This window comes from Anabaena sp. FACHB-83, assembly GCF_014697485.1.
Classification (GTDB): Bacteria; Cyanobacteriota; Cyanobacteriia; order Cyanobacteriales; family Nostocaceae; genus Nostoc_B.
In genome coordinates this window covers 1-20,227 of the sequence record NZ_JACJRY010000019.1, presented here as the reverse complement: position 1 = coordinate 20,227, position 20,227 = coordinate 1, and the positions used below count along the sequence as shown (strand labels likewise).

14 protein-coding genes and 2 pseudogenes are annotated in these 20,227 nt (G+C 41.0%); 10 read left to right on the top strand and 6 right to left on the bottom strand.

The annotated features are described in order from the left end of the window. Window positions 1–25: 25 nt before the first annotated feature. A complete protein-coding gene (sufB, locus tag H6G79_RS21300; protein WP_190594866.1) occupies window positions 26–1,465 on the bottom strand; it encodes a Fe-S cluster assembly protein SufB in 1,440 nt (479 codons plus the stop codon). A 225-nt stretch (window positions 1,466–1,690) separates the two neighbouring features. Here sufB and sufR point away from each other — a divergent pair, with 225 nt between their 5' ends. The 8 genes and pseudogenes from sufR (at window position 1,691) to H6G79_RS21265 (ending at window position 6,445) form a co-directional block, all read left to right on the top strand. Further along, window positions 1,691–2,395: an iron-sulfur cluster biosynthesis transcriptional regulator SufR gene (gene sufR / locus H6G79_RS21295; protein ID WP_190594865.1), complete on the top strand. Its 705-nt coding sequence runs from the start codon at window positions 1,691–1,693 to the stop codon at window positions 2,393–2,395. Window positions 2,396–2,635: 240 nt separating this feature from the next. Further along, the gene (locus tag H6G79_RS21290; RefSeq protein WP_190594864.1) at window positions 2,636–2,896 is read left to right on the top strand and encodes a hypothetical protein; all 261 of its coding nucleotides are present in this window, start codon (window positions 2,636–2,638) and stop codon (window positions 2,894–2,896) included. 313 nt (window positions 2,897–3,209) lie between these two features. After that, complete coding sequence (locus tag H6G79_RS21285; protein ID WP_190594863.1) at window positions 3,210–3,785, top strand: sigma-70 family RNA polymerase sigma factor; 576 nt, start codon at window positions 3,210–3,212, stop codon at window positions 3,783–3,785. 59 nt (window positions 3,786–3,844) lie between these two features. Beyond that, window positions 3,845–4,462: a cupin domain-containing protein gene (locus H6G79_RS21280; protein WP_190594862.1), complete on the top strand. Its 618-nt coding sequence runs from the start codon at window positions 3,845–3,847 to the stop codon at window positions 4,460–4,462. A 27-nt stretch (window positions 4,463–4,489) separates the two neighbouring features. Then, window positions 4,490–4,591 (top strand): annotated as a pseudogene (locus H6G79_RS36880) (UDP-glucose 4-epimerase); the annotation flags it as partial. Between the two features lie 410 nt (window positions 4,592–5,001). Continuing rightward, on the top strand, window positions 5,002–5,457 hold the full coding sequence (locus H6G79_RS21275) for a hypothetical protein (protein ID WP_190594861.1): 456 nt from the start codon (window positions 5,002–5,004) through the stop codon (window positions 5,455–5,457). A gap of 365 nt (window positions 5,458–5,822) precedes the next feature. Beyond that, on the top strand, window positions 5,823–6,113 hold the full coding sequence (locus tag H6G79_RS21270) for a nucleotidyltransferase family protein (RefSeq protein ID WP_062295024.1): 291 nt from the start codon (window positions 5,823–5,825) through the stop codon (window positions 6,111–6,113). Beyond that, window positions 6,110–6,445, top strand: a complete 336-nt coding sequence (locus H6G79_RS21265; protein ID WP_190594860.1) for a HepT-like ribonuclease domain-containing protein — start codon at window positions 6,110–6,112, stop codon at window positions 6,443–6,445. Before H6G79_RS21270 ends, H6G79_RS21265 begins: the two co-directional genes overlap by 4 nt. Window positions 6,446–6,788: 343 nt before the next feature. Here H6G79_RS21265 and H6G79_RS36875 read toward each other — a convergent pair. The 4 genes and pseudogenes from H6G79_RS36875 to H6G79_RS21240 form a co-directional block, all read right to left on the bottom strand. Beyond that, window positions 6,789–9,673, bottom strand: a pseudogene (locus H6G79_RS36875) (tetratricopeptide repeat protein); the annotation flags it as partial. A 192-nt stretch (window positions 9,674–9,865) separates the two neighbouring features. Continuing rightward, on the bottom strand, window positions 9,866–11,989 hold the full coding sequence (locus H6G79_RS21250; RefSeq protein ID WP_190594859.1) for an acylase: 2,124 nt from the start codon (window positions 11,987–11,989) through the stop codon (window positions 9,866–9,868). Between the two features lie 688 nt (window positions 11,990–12,677). Continuing rightward, window positions 12,678–14,054 carry an NAD(P)/FAD-dependent oxidoreductase gene (locus tag H6G79_RS21245; RefSeq protein ID WP_190594858.1) on the bottom strand — a complete coding sequence of 459 codons (1,377 nt, stop codon included), beginning with the start codon at window positions 14,052–14,054 and terminating at the stop codon, window positions 12,678–12,680. Between the two features lie 319 nt (window positions 14,055–14,373). Continuing rightward, window positions 14,374–14,613: a hypothetical protein gene (locus H6G79_RS21240; RefSeq protein WP_190594857.1), complete on the bottom strand. Its 240-nt coding sequence runs from the start codon at window positions 14,611–14,613 to the stop codon at window positions 14,374–14,376. Window positions 14,614–15,179: 566 nt separating this feature from the next. On the opposite strand from H6G79_RS21240, the gene H6G79_RS21235 reads away from it, so the two are divergent. Both H6G79_RS21235 and H6G79_RS21230 read left to right on the top strand, forming a co-directional pair. Then, window positions 15,180–16,253, top strand: coding sequence for a WGR domain-containing protein (locus tag H6G79_RS21235; RefSeq protein ID WP_190594856.1), 1,074 nt, complete (start codon window positions 15,180–15,182; stop codon window positions 16,251–16,253). A 36-nt stretch (window positions 16,254–16,289) separates the two neighbouring features. After that, window positions 16,290–17,303, top strand: a complete 1,014-nt coding sequence (locus tag H6G79_RS21230) for a DUF6745 domain-containing protein (RefSeq protein WP_190594855.1) — start codon at window positions 16,290–16,292, stop codon at window positions 17,301–17,303. A gap of 508 nt (window positions 17,304–17,811) precedes the next feature. Here the strand turns inward: H6G79_RS21230 and H6G79_RS21225 are convergent. Then, the gene (locus H6G79_RS21225) at window positions 17,812–19,989 is read right to left on the bottom strand and encodes a GUN4 domain-containing protein (protein ID WP_190594854.1); all 2,178 of its coding nucleotides are present in this window, start codon (window positions 19,987–19,989) and stop codon (window positions 17,812–17,814) included. Between the last annotated feature and the right edge of the window lie 238 nt (window positions 19,990–20,227).

The window sequence follows — 20,227 nt, the reverse complement described above, 5'->3', positions numbered from 1 at the left end:
TTCGCGCCCTTTGCGGTTCGTTTAATTACCCAACACTACCTTCCAACTTCAAACTCAACAACTTATCAGCCTCCACCGCAAACTCCATAGGTAGCTGATTAAACACATCCTTACAGAAGCCGCTAATCATCATCGAAATCGCATCTTCCGCAGAAATGCCACGTTGAGCAAAGAAAAATAGCTGATCTTCGCCGATTTTAGAAGTTGAAGCTTCATGCTCCACTTTCGCCGTATTATTTTGTACTTGAATATAAGGGAAAGTATTGGCGTGGGCATTATCCCCAATTAACATCGAGTCGCACTGAGAATAATTTCTTGCGCCTTCAGCCTTGGGATTTACCTTCACCAAACCGCGATAACTGTTACTAGACTTACCTGCGGAGATTCCTTTAGAAATAATCGTACTGCGAGTATTCTTACCGACGTGAATCATCTTAGTTCCGGTGTCGGCTTGCTGCATATTGTTGGTTAACGCCACCGAGTAAAATTCACCCACAGAATTATCGCCAACTAACACGCAGCTAGGATACTTCCAAGTAATTGCGGAACCAGTTTCTACCTGAGTCCAGGAAATCTTAGAATTTACACCTTGACACAAGCCGCGCTTGGTAACAAAGTTGTAAATCCCGCCTTTACCGTTAACATCACCGGCGTACCAGTTCTGCACGGTAGAATATTTAATTTCCGCGTTATCCAAAGCCACAAGTTCCACTACTGCGGCGTGGAGTTGGTTGCTGTCATACATTGGCGCGGTGCAACCTTCCAGGTAAGAAACATAGCTACCTTCTTCAGCCACAATCAAAGTCCGTTCAAATTGTCCCGTATCGCCAGAGTTGATGCGGAAGTAGGTAGACAATTCCATTGGACATTTCACGCCTTTGGGAATGTAGACAAAGGAACCATCGCTGAAAACAGCAGCGTTTAAAGCTGCAAAATAATTGTCAGCAATGGGGACAACACTACCCAAATATTTTTTGATTAACTCTGGGTGTTCCCGCAGTGCTTCAGAAATGGAACAGAAGATAACGCCATCTTTAGCTAATTTTTCTTTGAAGGTTGTAGCTACAGAAACGCTATCAAAAATCGCATCTACGGCGACATTGGCCAGTCGCTTTTGTTCAGAAAGGGGAATACCCAGTTTCTCGAAGGTTTCCAGGAGTGTCGGATCTACTTCGTCCAAGCTGTTGAGTTTTTCTTTCTTTTGCTTGGGCGCAGAATAGTAAATGATATCCTGATAATTAATTGGCGGATATTTGACGCTAGGCCATGTTGGTTCTGTCATTTTTAGCCACTGGCGATAGGCTCTCAGACGAAATTCCAGCATGAATTCCGGCTCATTCTTCTTCGCGGAAATCAAGCGGATAACGTCTTCATTGAGTCCACGCGGGATGGTATCGGCTTCAATTTCGGTGACAAAGCCGTACTTGTAAGGTTGGTTAACTAGGGATTTGACAGTGGCACTCATCTGTAATAATCTCTCGTGTTCCGAAATGGGATCTCTTGAAGGATGGAAGACGGGCTGGTTTCTCGCCGATGCCGGTCTCGCTTTACCGAGTGGTTTACACGGCTGTTACAATAAGGATGAAGATTAAAACAACATCCATGTTGTTTAACGTATCTTCATTTTACGCTAGATTAACAACAATGATGTTGTTAAAGTCAAATTTTCTCAAAAAAATTTAGGACGACGATGGCGACTACCCAGCAGTCCTCAACCAAGCAAGAGATTCTCGAATATCTGCTCAAACACTCACAAGCAACTGCTTTTGAGCTTTCCGATGTTTTAAATGTTAGTCCCCAAGCAATTCGTCGCCATCTTAAGGATTTAGAGGCGGAAGAATTGATTGTCTATGCGTCAACGACGCAGGCGGGAATGGGGAGACCACAGCATATTTATCAGTTAAGTCGTCAGGGACGCGATCGCCTGCATCGGACAACAAGCGATCGCTTTGGTGATGGTTACGGCGAATTTGCAGTTTCGCTGTTGGATACCCTAGCCGAAACCGTCGGCCACGACAAAATGAAGACGATTTTACAAAAACAATGGGAACGTAAAGCCCAAGAGTACCGCGATCGCGTCGGTCAAGGTTCGTTAAAAGAGCGGGTGGAAACTTTAGTTCAGTTACGCAAAGCCGAAGGATTCATGGCAGAATATCACTCTGTAGAAGTAGATGATGATCGCCCGACTGATAGGGTAGGCGATCGCTTTGTTTTAATAGAACATAATTGTGCAATTTCCAACGTTGCTGAATCTTTTCCTAGCGTTTGTGGTCATGAACTGGAAATGTTTGCGGCTGTACTGCCAGACTGTATAGTAGAACGTACCCACTGGATTATTAACGGTGAACATCGTTGTGGCTATTTAGTCCAAGCTCGCAAGCCAGAACAGAATTAATTTATCAAGTCTGAAGTTTGAAATTTTAAGAAAAATACTTACTCAGCACCAATGGTAGAGGCTAAAAGATAAACAACAGTTAAGCATATAAAACCAAGAGACTGGAAGTCTAGGGCTATAAAAACAAAGCCTTCCTAGCCTATCGGCAACGGCAAAGCTGAACGCAGGCTAATTGTATGATGATTTGGTATAAGATGATTCCAAACTTTATACTTCATAATTCATACTTCATACTTTTCTATGGATTTACCATCTCAGCAACCATCAACACAATTTTTAACCCTGGAAGAGTCAGCACAAGTTGACGGTGCTTTACTATCTTCACCAGAAAAGTTTTTAACAAGATTGACAATTTCATCACAAAAACTCTTGAAGCAAATTGCTCAAGAATACAATGTGAATGTTGAAGATTTAACAACAAAGCAAATTATTAGTTGGTTTGAGAAAGATAGCAAAATTAGACGAGAGCAAGGAATTGAAGCTTCATTTTTGAAGTGGTAAATAATTGAGTCAAGTAATTTTGGATTTTAGATTTGCGATTTTGGATTGACCCCGACCACAAGGGTGCGGGGCTTGGGGATTTTGGATTAACGATTTTAGATTTTTACAGACACATGGGGTGGGGCTTGTACCCTAAAGAATCCAAAATCCAAAATCTAAAATTCGGAGGGTAAACTGAATCTGATATTTCTTAAACATTCGTTACCTTAATTGTTTCAGTATGTTTGCGAACTCTTAAAAGTGCTTGGAATGTAGTCAAAAGCTCGGTATACTTCGCAGTGATACCCAGAACTCAATCACTAACCAACTCTGAATGGAGAGTTTATTTACTACTACTGATGTTTTACTGATCACCAAAATTGTCCAAAAAGACCAATCGGCGTTATCTGCTCTCTACGATCGCTATGGCAAAATTATTTATGCGATCGCCTTTAAAAGCCTGAAGTCAGTAGAAGAGAGTGAAGAGGTGGTATTGGATGTTTTCGCTCAAGTGTGGCGAATTGCCGAGCGATACGATACACAAAAAGGTAGAGTGGATACTTGGTTATTTACCATTGCGCGTAGTCGCATCCTTGATCGTCTACGCAAACTGCAACGCACTCACGTATCTACTACCTTTTCTTTGGATACCACAGAAATTCAGCCCCAAGCCGATAACATAGACTTGTTTGAGTCAGTATTTATTTCTGAACGGCGGAGTCGGGTAATCGCAGCCATGAAAAAATTACCAGATGAACAACGACTGGTAATTGAATTAGCATATTATCGAGGATTGACTCAAAGTCAAATTGCAGAGGCAACAGGTGTATCCTTGGGAACAGTCAAAACTAGAATTCGGCTAGGATTAAAAAAGTTACAATCTATTTTTGTCACTGAGGAAGAATTTTAAGTTAGTGTCTTGCCAAATCCATACACGACTTATTTAGTATTAAATTAAACTAGAACTCGATGATACACCGCAATTCTGAAAACCACTGCTTTTGTGAACTAGCTCCCTTGTATGCCCTTGATTTGTTGGATGAACAAGAGCGAAATTGGGTTGAGCAGCAAATAGCAGAGTGTCCAGAATTAGCCGCAGAGTTAGCAGAGTATGAGTTAGCAGTGACGGCAATTCCTTATACTACTCCTACTGTGCCAATGGCGACAGATTTAAAAAATCGCCTGTTTGAGCGTTTAGATTTAGATACTCCAGCACCAACCCCAGCCAAGGAAGCAGTAACACCGCCTGGATGTTTCGCGGTGCGATCGCAAAATTTGAATTGGCAACCACATGATGTCCCTGGTGTGAAAATCGCCATCTTACACATTGATCAAGTCAAGCGCGAAGTAGTGGGATTATTTCACGCTGATCCTGGTATTCATTATCCTTGTCATCGTCATGCCGCAATTGAAGAAATCTATATGATTTCCGGGGATTTGGTGCTTGATAATCAGGTTTACGGTGCAGGAGATTACATCCGTTCCGAACCTGGTTCAGTGCATAGCCCCTATACGAATGGTGGTTGTATGTTTTACTTTCATACCTCAATGGATGATGAATATCCTAGTACAACAAGGCAAAAGTAAAAAAGCTCATATCACAAGCCTTTACCTGCGGATATATCCCCAGCGCAGAAAATTTTAGGATATCAGCCACAAGTGTTGCAGCGAGAGGGGTTAACACAAGAATGGCAGTGGGTGAAGGGATTAGATTAAATGAGCAAGATTTGGATGTAATGCGATCGCATTTTAGGAGTAAAAGTCACAAATTGTTGAAAACTCCAGCGATCGCTGTATCTTAGAAGCATTATTCTTAGGTCAGTGAAACTAAGAATATGGCGGTTCTTACTTGCCTATAATACAGTCGGAACCCCACCCCGCATTTGCTAACGCAAACGCTCCCCTCCCCGCTTGCGGGGAGGGGTTGGGGGCTTTCAAGGGCAGGCTTTTTTTATTAGACAAATTTTTGGGCTTTTAAAACCAAAATTATTGTCTGAACAGTTAAAACTACGTTTCATAATTGAGAATATTCTCAACTATTTATCGAAGGTTTAAAAACCTGCCCTTGAAAGGGGGTTGGGGGTGGGGTTGAAATCTACCTCATCCAACCGAGAACCGCTATATCTATGGATACTCAACTAACTAGTAATGAAATTAATGCTGCACGAGAGTTATTAAGCAATTACGCCCCAGCACAGCACGCATTAGATATTTTAGAAAAACACAACGGTAATTGTGATAGTTCTTTTGATGAACTGTGGGTAGAGCAAAATGGTGTGGTAGTAATGCCAGAGGGTAAATCGCTTTGGCAAACAACGCTGAAAGTATTGCGTCAGGAACTCTGCGGTGATGAAGGCTTTCGCGGTCAACTCAAGGAGTATACTAAAAATCCCGGTAGTACACCTTTGCTGACAGGGTTGATTGTTTCTTTGGTGGGTGTAGCAACAGCACATGGTTTACCTCTAGACCCTGCGATCGCTACTGTGATTGTGTTGTATATTCTGAAAATCGGACTCAGTATATTTTGCGACCACACCGAACCACCTGCTGGTAACTCAGGCACTCTCCCGCCAGCAAATTAATGTGCTGATATAGGCATCGCCAAATCTCCTTAATACTTTGATTGTGAGTTTTTATCGCCAGAGGTTTATTAAGAGACATCGCCTGAGATAGTTTCCTCAGCAATGTCTCTTGAGTATCAAAAAGATATATAAGTCAACGATTCGTGAGTTGAGTCTACAATATAAAAAAGTAAGTTATCTATGCTATGGAAAAACTCAATACTCAAACGAGAACTACTATAGGACTCATATTTGATTTATGAAAAAAATCAGTACACCCAGATCAGCCGTCTTTCCTACTCCCTACTCCCCATTCCCTACTCCCTGCATACACAACTAGATTCAGGAATCAAACCGTATTCCTATATACACATTTATATTAAATTATGAATATCTATGAAATATTGGGAGCCAAACGGGAAGAAATTTTGCAAATTGCGGCAAAATATGGAGCTTATAATATAAGAATTTTTGGCTCAGTAGCCCGTCGTGAGGCAGATGTTAACAGCGATGTTGATTTTTTAGTTGAAATGGAACCAGGACGTAGCCTTTTTGATTTGGGTGGATTATTGATGGAGTTACAAGAAATACTTGGTTGTCAAGTTGATGTTGTCACGGAAAAAGGATTGCGATCGCGTATTCGAGAGCGAGTATTAAGTGAGGCAGTTCCTTTGTGAGGGATAATAGTGAAAAGTTGCGCGATATTTTAGAAGCAATCGAACGTATCGAGAAATATGCAGTTCAAGGTCGGGAAGTTTTTGAAGAAAACGAACTAATTCAAACTTGGTTTATTCAACACCTACAAATTATTGGAGAAGCATCGCGTGTATTATCTGCCGATATTCGTGAGGAAAATCCAGGTGTTCCTTGGTCACAAATGATTGGGATGCGAAACATTTTAACTCATAATTACTTTGAAATCGATTTAGATGTTGTTTGGTTGGTTGTTGAACGGGAATTACCTAACCTTAAGCCTCAAATTGAAGCGATTTTACAAACATTATCTTGAATATTAAATAGACGAAGGATAACGGGAAAGCGATCGCTACTGTGATTGTGTTGTATATTCTGAAAATCGGACTCAATATATTTTGCGACTACACCGAACCACCTGCTGGTAATTCTGGTACTCTCCCGCCAGTAAACTAATTTTTCTGGAAATCTCCTGAGTTATCATCCCACATTTCCATTACCTGTTCAAAAAGCTGCCTCACTTCCTCCAGCGACATCCCCCAAATATCGGACACGGCTGCTAATAAACTCTCATCCTGAGTAACTTGGTAGAAACGGGCAAGATTACAAAGAGAAATTCCTAAACTATGCTGATCATTAAACTCTACCCAAATATGTAAAGCTTGCAGATAATTTGCTTTCGCTGACTCCAGTTTGCCTAATTCTTCTGCAACGTTTCCCAACTGGTGGTAGGTGCTGGCACAACTATAGCGATCGCCATATTCGATAAAAATCTCCAAAGCCTGTTGATAATTGCGCCTTGCCTCTTCAAATTCGCCCAACTCTTTGGCAACACTTCCCAAATTGTGATAGGGTCTGGCACAACTATAGCGATCGCCATATTTGATTTTAATATCCAAAGCTTGTTGATAATTGCGCCTCGCCTCTTCAAATTCCCGCAATTCTTGGGCAACATTTCCTAAATGTCCGTAGTAAGTTGCCTTCCAGATTTGTTTTTGTCTTTCTTCTACACCATCTATAACATCAGATATTGTTAAAGCCTTTTCATAAGTTTGTCTAGCTTGCTGGTACTGCTGGGCATTCTGTTGACAAATACCGAGTCTTTCAACTGCAAATGCTATTTGATAATCTAATTCACCTTTGATAAATCCAGAAGGATAATTATCTAAACATTGACAAACTGTTCCGGCTAACTTCAGGTTACTTTTGTTATCACTAATTAATTCAAAGTATTTATCTAAACAAAAATATATGCTAATACTCTCTTGCTTCTCTAAACAAATTTGCAACGCATTGTAGAGATTTTCATATTCCAGCCTACAGAAGAATATCCCTAACTGCCGTTCTTGAGCATCTTTAGAATCCATCAACTGCTTATAGTAACCTGCCAAACCTTGATAGTGTTTTTTAAATCCCTCACGCAAAGCTGTACGAGTTGCTTCATCGAGAGTTTCTAACTTAGTCTTCAAAAAATAGGGGAAAACAGGTTGAATAATCAACAAGCGCGAATCTTCATCTATTGGTGAAAGCAAACCCCAGTTAATCGCCTCTTGAATTGCATCGCTGAATTTATCAAAAGGATAATCTTTTAATGGCTCAAAGCTTTGTAATTGCTCGATATACTTGGGAATACCAGGATTGAAAATAAACTTACTAAAAAATCGCGGATTTGATTGCGTTCTGTCTCTGGTAAAGTATTTTGAATTGCCAGTTGTTGCCCTGTCACCGATTCTAAGTTATCTAAAATCAAAGCGTAAGATTCAGCCCGCAGTTTTGCGACTAATTTTTGTACCTGCGCCGCCTGACTCATGGCTTGAAATTTGGCTTGTTCAAATTTGCCATATACCTGCTTACCAATTTCAAACAAAATTTGTGTGAGTGTCCACGCCTTTTCGTCATAGCCAAAATAAAAAACGTTCTTCACAAAATTTGTGCGTTGCCACCATTCCCGCAGATAATTTAACAGAGTAGTTTTCCCCGTTCCCCCCATTCCCTGCAACAGTAAAATATTCTGTCTGAGGACAGCTTTCTCAATTTTGAGAATTTCTAAATCCCGCCCAACAAAACCATATTCTGGTAAGGGGAAGCGATATTGACTGCCAAAAGTTTCCCAATATTTCTCTTCTTCCTCTGGCGTAAACTGGCGTAAATTAAAATTCACTGTCTGATTGCAATACACCACAGGTAGCAACCAATCTTCTAAATCAATCGACTTAATATAAGCTTTGCGTGATTTATTATTAAACAATTCCCGCCGACTCAAGCGAATCGCTTCAGTGATGGGTTTGTTATTAAATAAATGCTCATAAAGCTGTGCCATCATCAACTTAGCCGCCGACACGGTGACAGAATACCCCATCGCCACTACCATCTGCATTCCCGCCGTCATTAACCGACTTCCCAAGCTGGTTTCCCGGCTATCTTCGTTAGTATTCATAGCCCCGGAAAACCCCACCCCGGCTGCGCCACCCCTCCCCGCAAGCAGGGAGGGGTTAAGAGAGAAAATCTGATTAGCTTCGTCGGCTACGGAGTTGGGTAAAGGGTGAACATTAGCATTCTCATTTACCCCCGCCTCGCTGAAAGAATTAGCCTTAGCCCCCTCCTCGCTTGCGGGTTGGGGGTTGGGGGTGGGGTTCTTCACCTGCTTCCCTGACTGACAAGCATTGAGAATACAAACGGGAATTCCCTTCCCTGTGAGTAAATCTGCTAACTCCTGCGCCTCGACTAAATCAACTTTTCCCTGAGTCTCGCCCTCAAAGGCTAAAAACGCCCTCACACCGTCAAATTTCTGCCAATCATTGCGCCCATAGCGCCCTTGATATATATAGCGTCCGGGTTTGCTGGGTTGTTGTATTTGTTCATAAGTCATCAACGCCCCATGACAATCTAAATGGATGATATGGTAATATCCCGCGCCTTTGGCTTCTAAATGATCAGATAAAGCTTGGTAAGTTCCGGGACGCAGTAATTCTATATTCACCCGCAGGTGGCTATTTTCAATCAAATCCAGCAACGGGCGAGAAATTGTCCGATAACCTACGTCCTGTTCTTCATCTGGACGCGCCACCACTACTAATAAATTGATTGTGGGGGAAGTTTGCACATCCGCATAGATGGGTGCTGGTTTGTTACTCTTCCGCACCATCACACAATCTACCGCTAAGGGACGGGGTAAATCTGGGTCACGCAACGCTTCCCAATGCAGTGCTTGAAATTCTGGTGTTTTACCGACAATTTCAATTTGTAATTGACTTAAATTCCTCCGCAAGAGGTCATATTCACTGTAAGCTTTGCGATTAGCAAAAACCTGCTCAAATAACTCTTCGCCATAAGTTTTAATACTAGCTGCTGCTGCTTCTGCCTTGACTGTATCCAGCAGGGGAAAAATCAACCATTCCTCAAAATACCACTCTAGTTGTTTTTCTACCTTGGATGAAAAAGGGTCGGTAATTTTTACTGGATACTCGCCTCTCCCATCAAAGCTGAGAATGGCATTAAATCCGCCTTCTGTTGTTGATTCTTCCCGAATTGTGATAGTTGGCATAGTGTAGCTGATGCTATTGGCGCATAGTCTTATGCTACACAACACAATCGTTTTTTTCCGGCACAGTTTGTTTGACATCTCCCCCAACCCCTCTCCGCGTCGGAGAGGGGAGTAAAGAAGTTGATAAAAAACTGATATTAGAAGTGAAAGTCACAAATTTCGGAAAACTCAAGCGATCGCTTGCTATAAATATCAGAAGACTTGACGTGCTTCTAAGTGGGCTGTAATTTCTTGGCGAGTGCGCCAAACAGGACGCAATTCCTGACGAGCAAATAATGGTAGTTGATCGTCAATATGGGGTGAATTTGGTTGTGTAGCATTACCATAACTAGTCAGAGCCTTGGCTTTCACTGGTTGGGAAAACTCTACAGCCGCAACAAAAGAATCACCATTAAATGCTTGAAAGCGTCCATTATCCGCCGGGGCAAAATAGACGGTGCGGAAGATACCTTTTGTGCCATCACCACCATTAGCAGGTAAGTCTAAATTGCCATACCGCAATCTAAAAACCTCACCCCAAGGAACATCAAGAGTTCCATAGTTCTGTTCTATTTTTGTCGCTGCATCTACTAAAGCTTTGACTGCACTTTGTGAATCAGCCAAACCATCGGGTGTGCTGAGGGGAGATTTTTCACTCCAATGAGTACTAAATACTGTATTCAAATCGAGATTATCTACCCAAGCGTTAAATAGTACAGCACCTCGACTATTGGCGTTCGCTTGGCGATCCCATTTTGTTAGTACTTCCGCAGCACGGCGTGCTGTTTGATTGTCTTGTTTTTGGGCAGCAGGAATCAAATCATCGAGGATTCTTTCTGCTAGTTCCATTCGTGTCGAATGTTTGTAAGTAATCATTTCCTCAAAGGAAATACTCTCATCCTCCGCTAACATTTTGGCAGAACGTTGGGCGCGGAAATCCATTGGCCATTGTGGTGCCATATAAGGTGGATAATTTTCGGCTTTAATAGCGACAGGAAAAGTCGTAGTCCAAGGTGGGTCATTGGCATTTTGCAACCATCCACTAGGCGGGTCTATGACTCTGGGTAAGTCTCGATATGGGTGCATTTTCGTCCAGAGAGTTTTTGAGGTATCACCTGGAATAATGTTTTGCCAGTATGCAAAGTCTCCTTGTTGACGTACAGGAACCAGACCGTTAAATAGGTGCATAATATGGCCTTCACGGTCGGCATACAGAACAGTAAACATGGGTATTTGCAAGCGTTGTAATGCTTTTTGAAATTGGGTGAAATTTTTGGCGCTTGCCATATCCCACCACTGTTCTAAAATGCCGGGACTGTTTTGACCAACGACACGCAACGCGAGGGTTTTTCCTTCTTTGGCGCTAACTACAGGCCCATGAACCGAACTTTTGACTGTGAAAGTTTGCTTTTGGAAAGAACCATCTTTTTGCTTGATTTTTAAGGGAAAGTTCGTTGTTTCAAAAGGGCGAACTTTGTTATCGAAAAGATAACCATCTTGTTGTAATTTTAGTTCGTAAACATCCCAACCATCATGGGTGTTGACGGTATGCGTCCAACCTAAATTATCGTTGAAGGCGATCGCTAAAACAGGAACACCCACCAATGTTGCCCCATAGGCATCAATTCCAGGGGCAGTAATTTGGGCTTCGTACCATAAAAATAAATCTGCCCAAGGTAGGTGAGGGTTGGCTAATAGCATTGCTTTTCCACTAGCTGACCGTTTTGGTGCGATCGCCCAACCATTAGAACCAGGCGCAGATTTTGTATGATGTATATTACCAACCTGTCCCTGATCGACGACAAAAGTAAACAACATAACTCGCTGTAAATGTGCGAGTACATCTTGTGGTGTAACTGGCAATACTACTTTGACTTCATTGTCAATTAAATCAGGATACTTTTTAGCATAATTATTAATGCCATTGGCAAAAGCCTGGATATAATTCCGAAATGCAGGATTTTGGGCTGTGTACCAAGCATCAGCACGTTTGGGTACACCCATTGTCAAAACCCATTTGTCTGATTCGAGATAATCTTCTCCCCAATATTCTGCGGCTTTGCCTCGTGCTTGTCCGTAGAGACGCAATAGTAAGTTTCCGTGACTTTGCATCTGCGCCCATCCAAAAGCTTGGAAAGCATTTTGAGGATTATTCCCATAAATATGGGGTATACCGTAAGTATCCCACAGAATTTCTGTGGTTTTCGTGACTGAACTAATACTTGGACTACTGACTAATAAAGTCAAAAAAAGACCAATTAGAACAGGTAAGAATCTGCGTGATATTTTTTGCCACTGCATCAGGAACAGTGTTTTTTTTTTAACAAAAGAGAACATTAGAGTTGGATTGTGCGTTGATTCGCCAAACTAATTGAGAGAATTTCTCAATTTCTCAAATACTCTAGTATCTTTTGGAAAAATGATCAATAGCTATTCAAAAATATTCTCAATAAGCTTATGCCCTCAGATTGAACAATTTTTACAGGCTAATGTTATGTCCGGTAAATCAGTTATGGTTCAGCATATCTGTGCAGAAAGACAAAACTCTTTTTCTCCCTGCGTTCTACCATGTATGCACAAGTCAAAAATTTGTAGTATAAAACCCTATCCCGCCTTGAACTAAAGTTCCAAGCTCATAGCCAAAGTCCACAAAGAGTGGACTGTCAGACATTTTGAGTTGAGTCATCTTCAGATGACTTGCGCTATGAGACTCGGAATTCATTCCAAGGCGGGACAGATGGACTTAATCCAGATTTATGTGTACACCGCAGTTCCCTGCACCATTTAGCGTTGCTGATTAGTGGGATGTTTTTTGTTTCGCGCAAAGGCAAGGCAGCGCGTTGGGCGGGTTTCCCGACTTGTAGACGCGCTCTGCGCGGCTTCTCGCAGAGTAGCGACTGCCACGCAAAGACGCAAAAAATTAATATTTTATTTTTGTTAAACATCTAAATTCATCCCGCATTTATGCAACGCCCACCATTTATGATAAGTCTGTTATCGGATACAATATGACTCAACTCTACTCCTAAACCTTTCGGTCTTTTTGACCTTCATCTCCCAACATTTGCAGTAATTTTCGCGCTACTAACACACTAACTACCCCAGCACCAATTAATTCTACAGCCTGAACAACTTTCTTACCGACATTATGAGAGTCTAAATGGTGATGAAATATCTCTTCATCTAGCCATTCTGTCGTTGCTTTAAAGTCATGAATTGGGGTTGGTAATAGCGTTAAATAAGTACCTTGGCGAATTAAATGTGCGGGTTCTCCTGTAACTTCAAAAACGTTGAATAAATTTGCAGCAGCGTCATTAATGCCTAACTTTAATAGAGTACCTCGGATATTCACTCTAGCTGGTTTGGGGTCTTCTCCTAAAGCGATCGCTTTTAAATTCTGAGCAATACTTGTACCTTGTTGATAAGCAACTTGCGCTGTCGGTGGTAGGGAACTATCTATAACTGCTGCACAATCACCACCAGCAAAAACTTCGGGAAAATTGAGCAATTGCATCGTAGGAGAAACTAAGGGACGGTGATGATGATCACGATGTTCTTTGGGGATGGGTAAATCTTGAATTAGGGGATGGATAGAAGTACCAGCAGTCCAAACTGTAGTGTGTGTTGCTAGAGTTTTAATTTCATTATTAGTTTTATATTCAATTGCATAAGGATGAACAGCAGTAGCTTCTGCTTGTGTTAGAATTTCTATAGTTGTGCTACGTTTTTGTAATTCTTTTTCGGCAATTGGACGCAAAGGATCGTTAATATCTCCATCAAGAATGTTGTGACCATGATTGAGCATAATCACTCGAATTTCTTGAGAATTACCACCTAAAGCTTTATACCAATGTGGGAGAAAATCAGCTAAAGTTGCAGCCATTTCCACCCCAGAAGCACCACCACCAACTACAGCTACTGTTAACAGTTTGCGACGTTGTTCTATATCTTTTGTTTGAATAGCTGTTTGTAAACAATCACGTAAATGTTTATCAAGTGCGATCGCATCTGCTTGTGTCCAAAACGGAAAGGCATTTTCTTTAGCACCTGCAACTTGATGATAGCCAGTGACACTACCTAAAGCTAATACTAAGTTACTGTAATTGTAAGAGTTGCCCGAAACTAATTTGACTTCTCGTTGATGTAAATCTATTGACTGCACTGTATCTTGAACAAAGATGACACCACTGCCTTTTAGTAATTCCGAAAAACGCGGTACTACTTGAATAGAATCCATCTCGCCATCAAAATATTCATACAGCAATGGTTTAAAGCAAAATCGCTCATTGCTATCAATTAAAATTACCGAACGCGGATAATGTTGATGAGCTAAATTTAAGGCGGTAAATAATCCTGTAAAACCACCGCCGATAATAATAGTTTGATAAACAGTACTATTCATAAAAATTATAATTTTTACAGATTGATTTTATCTAGTACAAAAAGTCAAAAGGAAAAATAAAGAATAGTCATACCACAAGCCTTTTAGCAATTTCTTATGGTCACTGAGCGTACTTGTACTGAGCGCAGCCGAAGTAGTCGAAGTAGTCGAAGTGTGGTTTATTTATTTGCGCTGACCTGTACTAAAGACATAGTAGAACATCAATTTTGACTCTGAAATACAGCAGTTTTCATCCCAATGAGGTAAATTCATCTAGCCTCTAACCTCTAATCTCTATAAACTTATACTTCACTCAACCCAAAAATACTGTATTGACCAATCAAATAAATAAAAAGAAAGTAATTAAGACTGCGCTCAAAGCAATGGCAAACATAATAGCGTATTCAACTCGACGGCTAAAAAATCCCACAGCCGCAACGAGGGCGATCGCTAGTCCAATAATGCCGATATATTGACCTTTCTGTAAATTTCTGGCTATCAGTGGGTCTTGGTTTGTCCCTGGTGGTGGAGTTTCTTTAATTGCTCTTGGTGGTGGTAATTCTTGTGCTAATAACTTCATAATTTTACCCTTAAAATAGTTTGAATTTTGATTAATGTTAAATAGAGTCATCAGTAAATATTTGAAGAAAAATCAAACTTTAAAAACTATCTTAGGGATGATTATTTATAAAAATGATGAATATACAGCGATTTTGAAGTAAGTGAGGTACACCAGAAGTATTAAGTAATGAGTAATGAGTAATAAGTAAATTTCTGACTCATTACTTTTTTCAATCAGTTGCTGTACCTCATAAATATCGAATCTATGGACAAATTTATCTGCGTCCATCCGCGTGCATCTGCGGTTAATTAAGTCTGACCTTATATGGTTCCTATGATAAAAATTTAGGTGTAGTTGGCTGGCGGAACGGAACCCAACATTCACGCATACTTTGTTGGGTTATGCTATCGCTACACTTAACCTACTATTCTTTTCACTGAACCGTATTGGGTTATAACAGAACAGTAAAAAATATTTGTACTTTTTGTTTAAGCTTATTTAGAAAAATTACTGAGGCTTTTAGACTGGCAAAGTGGCTTGAGAAGCCAGTCCAGCATCATCTTTTCTGTAGAAGGAGCAGTTATATGGAAACGGAAACGACATATCTGGAGCTTTCCGATGGGAAGTCGCACAAGTTCTATGAAGTCACAATCAACGATGTAGAAGTAACAGTACGCTATGGGCGAATTGGTGATTCAGGCAAAACAACTGTCACAGCCTATGATAATGCCCAAAAAGCGCAGGCAGAAGTGACAAAACTCGTTAATTCTAAGCTGAAGAAGGGTTATGAACGTGCAAAAAAAGGCGATCGCACCAAGCAACCAATTTCTCGAAGCGATCGCCGTTTGGCTCGATTAAACCATCTCCGGCGCACTGGCTGGAAACCTTTAATTAAACCGACTTTGGATGCACCCTTCGCATCTAAATATCTGGGTAAACCTTGGCTAAGTCCTGGTACAAATTATCCTCATTGTTCTCGTTGTGGAAAATCTCTAGACTTTCATGTGCAACTGAATTTGCAAGAATTACCTGAAAGCTTGCAAGGCAAATTTGGCACTGGACTATTTCAACTATTTTCCTGTTTCTCGTGCTATGTACAATTCCCCCAAATTGTGGCAATTCCTGAATCAGCAACGCCAACACCACCAGAGCCGGAAATTAGTGTAGAAGATGTTGCAAACCTCAGTACATGGACACCCTATGTAATTCAAACCAGTGGCATTGATGACTTTCATGGTCGCTATATGCTGCAAATTGTCGGATGGCAACCTTTTGATGACTATCCTTTCTATGAGGAAGCACAGGAAACCTATGGCACAGAATACACTGAATACGAAGAAATGCTAATCTTCCATGTTGATGCACAGGATTGTGAATACTACGAGGAAGACGACCCCGACAGACCGACAGCAATAGATATTCAATTAGCTTGGGATAGAACAGCAGATAAGCTTTCAGGGTGGGGCTACTGGGGACAACAAGTGGAGCATCAGTATTGTCGGATCTGTGGTCAACCCATGCAAATCTTTTATCAATTAGGTCAAGGTATTGAATACGAAGGCAACACTGGATTTGACTATGATAGGGATAATCTCTTGCTGGTGTTTCAGTGTGCCGAACACAAAGATGAATTTAGCTGCTATGGCAGTGCGTTTTAGTCAATAATTTTTTATTGCCTGCTTTTAGGAGATAGTATGGCTGAGAATTTGCCATCGTCAGAAACAGAACTCATTATCTCTCAAACTCAATCTCAGTGGCGTAATGTTTGTAGCACGCCCCTGGTTTTAGAGCAAGCTACAATTGCAATTCAGGCATTGTATAAATATGCCGAATTAGCGCAACCAGAAGTCCAATTTTTTGAGAGTCCAGCAGCCGCAAGACAGCAGATTGAACAACAAAGTATGCAGTCTGACTGTATGTTAGCGGAGTTATGGGAAGTGTTACGCGAAGATTTGTGGCGATCGCTCTCTCGTAGTTTAGGCACATTACAAACTGAATTAACCCACCGCATCAGAAATCCCCTCTCTGAACTATGGGAAGGCTCTTTTCAACGCATTATGTTGGATAGATTAACTGAGGTTTTAGGAGATTTTTTAGGAGATTGTTTATTACCAGAATGGGGTATTTGCTGGGCAGCAATGTTTACAGCAGCTCATCAGCTAGGAGTTCCACTGGCACAAGACAAATACAATCTGTTTTGCAACTATATGCAACAGGTAGGTTGGATGTTTCCTTATGAAGGAGTGGCGATCTCAATTTTGCGTCCTCTGATTCGCCGCAATAGTGCAGGGGAAATTCATGGCGAAGGAATTCCGGCAATCGAGTTTCCTGACGGTTATGGTGTCTATGCCTATCGGGGAATTCCTTTGCCAGAGAAGTATGGTAAAATCCACCCAACAAATTGGCGTGCTGAGTGGTTACTAGAACAACGAAATGCTGAACTACGGCGGGTTTTGATTCAAGGCATTGGCTATGAAGGGATTTGTCAAGAGTTGCAAGCGAAGGAAGGCGACAACTGGCAAGAATACACCTTGCTGCAAATTGAGTCTGAGGTTGACATTGAACCTATACATTTGCTGAAAATGACTTGTCCCAGTACTGGCTTTATTCATGTATTGCGGGTTCCACCAGATATCAGTTCTGCCCGTGAAGCAATTTGCTGGGTAAATTGGGGGATCGATCCAACTGAGTTTGCTGTTCAAAGCTGATATTTATGCTGGTGCGATCGCCAAATTTGGGATCATCGTGGTCGGGTAGCAGGACTATATCCCTCTTCTGTCACTTTCCGGTTTCTCCTATTAATAAAAAGTTTTAAACATACGCTACATCAATAGATTCAGGTATTTATCGTTAACATTTAGTTATTTGGTCATCTTGTGGAATTTTAATTCAGAAAAAACTGGGCGATCGCCCACTGTATCAGAACTCTAGAATTCAGAAATGATAAAGCTTTTCGGAGAGTGACAGAACAGGGTTATATTAGAAAATAAACGCTCAAACCCTTGTTATATACAAAGTTGAAAACTTAGCTCAGATTTTTATTTTTTCAGAGTGACAGAACAGGGTTAATTACTCAACAAAAAACGAAAGAATGATTTTGGAGGGGGTTTGGGGGACGCAACCGTCCCCCAATCGGGGGATTGGGGGAGAATCCACCAAATCTTGCTCATTGTCTAATATGGTAGAGCAGAAATTGAGAAATCAAGTCTCATCACCTTAACTGAAGCGTGTTTGACAAACTTCTAGGCGTGAGAACAGATTAACGCATAATTGCCACCAATTAGCAGTAGCGATCGCACTATGCCATTCCCAAACGCCTAAGACTTTGACGCGCCAAACCGACTCAAAAAAGCCAAAAAACGGCAAATGTCCCATTGGTGCATCTTCTGTCCAAGTGAGGTTGTCATAACTCAGCCAAGCATCTTTTAACCGCCAGCCAACTCGGTTAGCAAAATCAATGCAAGTTTCCGACGCTGCAACTTTGGCACTACCCAGCATTAAAGATAACACCGGGTCTGATGCAGAACTCGCAATGCTTTGGTAAATGCGTTGCTGGACACTGAAACCGAAGTGTCCGTGACTGTATTTTACCCAGAGGCGATCGATAGTCAGTAAATCAATACAAGGTAGGTTTTCTAAGCTCTGCAAATCAAGGTGGCGTTGTTGTTCTCTTTGCGCCATTTTTAATATCAGATTTGTGGTTTCTGCATCGGCTTCTAACCATCTACCAGCTTGTAATAAATCTCGCAATTGCGAGTAATCTATGCCTAAAGATGAACTTAAATCATCATCTTCTGTTGGTTGAGTAGAACTTTCAGTTACAAATGAATGCTTCTCTGGGAAAACTTCTATAATTCCTTGGGAACCAGATAACCAAAAGTATAGTTTAACTTCTCTGGATGCTAAATTGATTTGTAATTGAGTAATTAAACTAGCGGCTGTGAGTCCAGAAGATTGCTTATCTTGATTGAAGATATCTAATAAAGTCTTAGCAAAAGTCTCACTCGCATTATCTGGTGCTGTACTAGCTATTAAACATTGTCCGGCATCTGTGCCTAGTTGTAATTCCTCTACCCAATCGCGGATATTATTATCTGGGAACGGACAATCTAAAATAATAATTTGTTGTGACTTACACAGGCGTAACTGCTTGCGTAACCAAGCTCGATGAATTACGGTATCATCAGCTAATACTAATACTGCTTCACCTGTAGATGTTTCTTGAACTTGTCCACGTAAATATAAAAATATTGTAGCAGTTTCTTGGATTTGATATTCTTTGGGAGATTCCGAGAAAGATTCGGCAAGTAAGCACTTTTGAATGGCTTTGCGGACATCTGAATTTATACTATTGCCACGCCCGTTCCAATAATTAATTTCAAAATTACCAGAATTGCTGAGTGTTTTGATGAAAGCGGAAGCACTTTTAATCTGAGAAAATCCATCAATAATTAAACCTTGGCGGGGATGACGTGTGGCACCTTTTTGATTTGGTTTTAGTCCTAAAATTACCTCACCCACACCTTCGACAATTCGCTTTGGTGTTTGTAAAGTATATTCCGAATGAATTTGATTTTCGCCTCTACCTTTTTTGAGTTGATTAATGACTCGCAATTGTTGATTAGCTTTATCTATATATGCCAGTGTTTGATGATAAACATAGCGGTACAAACCATCAGCTTCAATAATTCCCTGAGAATCTGCGGCTTCTCCCCGCAATCCGCGAATTAAATAGTAAGTGAAAACTCCGTGACCTAATTGGGGAAATTCCCAAGATTGTTGACCGCGATCGCAAGATAATAAAGCATAAAATCCCTTTCTCTTGGCTGCTCTTTGGCGGAGAATTTCTACTAATTCTTGTGTAGAATCTAGCAAAGGATTTTTTTCGCCCCTCGCCCCCACAAAAGTCAAATCACCACTATGACAAGCATCTAACCAAACTAACTGTTGTTGGGCAGCACTATTTTCTAATATTTGCAATAATTCTTGTAATTGCAACCCAGTGTTAATTAAATTATCTTGTTGAGTGTCTTGCAAACACAAAACCACCTGTTTATCAGATGGTTCTAACATTCCGTGACCAGAAAAATAAACTAATACTGTATCTATAGCTTGAGCCGCCGCCGCAATTTCTTTTAAACTATTGCGGATATTTTCTAATAAAGGTAAATTCTCACTATGATCACAATAAACTCGCAATTCTTTTTGAGGAAATCCTGCCGTTGCTGCACTTAACGCTGCACTTAAACCTTGGCAATCTTGTGCAGAATAACGTAAACAAGGTATGCGCTCATCTTGATATTGATTAACTCCCACTAACAACAGCCACAGTTTTGCTACACCAGTTTCTAGGTTGCGCGTAGAGTTACTAGTCCGAACACTTACTGGACACATCTATGAGAAGTTCCTCAACAAGAAAGCTAAGTGCATTGTATCTAGAGAAACCTATCTTAACGCTCAAAAGCTTACCAATCAACCCTTACTAGTCCAAAATCTAAAATCTTAAATCCAAAATGCTACTAGTGGTCTGGCAACTCAACTTTGCCGGGTGAATGCAGATTTTGGTAAGCTATTTGAAGTGTGGCGGTGAATAGCATAATGGTAAAGAAGTATACAGTAGATTTGAAGACAG

What these genes read in the sequence shown, in the direction of transcription:
- H6G79_RS21275 (WP_190594861.1), top strand. Translation starts at nt 5,002, where the DNA reads ATGGATACTCAACTAACTAGTAATGAAATTAATGCTGCACGAGAGTTA.
- H6G79_RS21235 (WP_190594856.1), top strand. Translation starts at nt 15,180, where the DNA reads ATGGAAACGGAAACGACATATCTGGAGCTTTCCGATGGGAAGTCGCAC.
- H6G79_RS21290 (WP_190594864.1), top strand. Translation starts at nt 2,636, where the DNA reads ATGGATTTACCATCTCAGCAACCATCAACACAATTTTTAACCCTGGAA.
- H6G79_RS21250 (WP_190594859.1), bottom strand. Translation starts at nt 11,989, where the DNA reads ATGTTCTCTTTTGTTAAAAAAAAAACACTGTTCCTGATGCAGTGGCAA.
- H6G79_RS21225 (WP_190594854.1), bottom strand. Translation starts at nt 19,989, where the DNA reads ATGTGTCCAGTAAGTGTTCGGACTAGTAACTCTACGCGCAACCTAGAA.
- H6G79_RS21240 (WP_190594857.1), bottom strand. Translation starts at nt 14,613, where the DNA reads ATGAAGTTATTAGCACAAGAATTACCACCACCAAGAGCAATTAAAGAA.
- sufR (WP_190594865.1), top strand. Translation starts at nt 1,691, where the DNA reads ATGGCGACTACCCAGCAGTCCTCAACCAAGCAAGAGATTCTCGAATAT.
- H6G79_RS21270 (WP_062295024.1), top strand. Translation starts at nt 5,823, where the DNA reads ATGAATATCTATGAAATATTGGGAGCCAAACGGGAAGAAATTTTGCAA.
- sufB (WP_190594866.1), bottom strand. Translation starts at nt 1,465, where the DNA reads ATGAGTGCCACTGTCAAATCCCTAGTTAACCAACCTTACAAGTACGGC.
- H6G79_RS21285 (WP_190594863.1), top strand. Translation starts at nt 3,210, where the DNA reads ATGGAGAGTTTATTTACTACTACTGATGTTTTACTGATCACCAAAATT.
- H6G79_RS21280 (WP_190594862.1), top strand. Translation starts at nt 3,845, where the DNA reads ATGATACACCGCAATTCTGAAAACCACTGCTTTTGTGAACTAGCTCCC.
- H6G79_RS21245 (WP_190594858.1), bottom strand. Translation starts at nt 14,054, where the DNA reads ATGAATAGTACTGTTTATCAAACTATTATTATCGGCGGTGGTTTTACA.
- H6G79_RS21230 (WP_190594855.1), top strand. Translation starts at nt 16,290, where the DNA reads ATGGCTGAGAATTTGCCATCGTCAGAAACAGAACTCATTATCTCTCAA.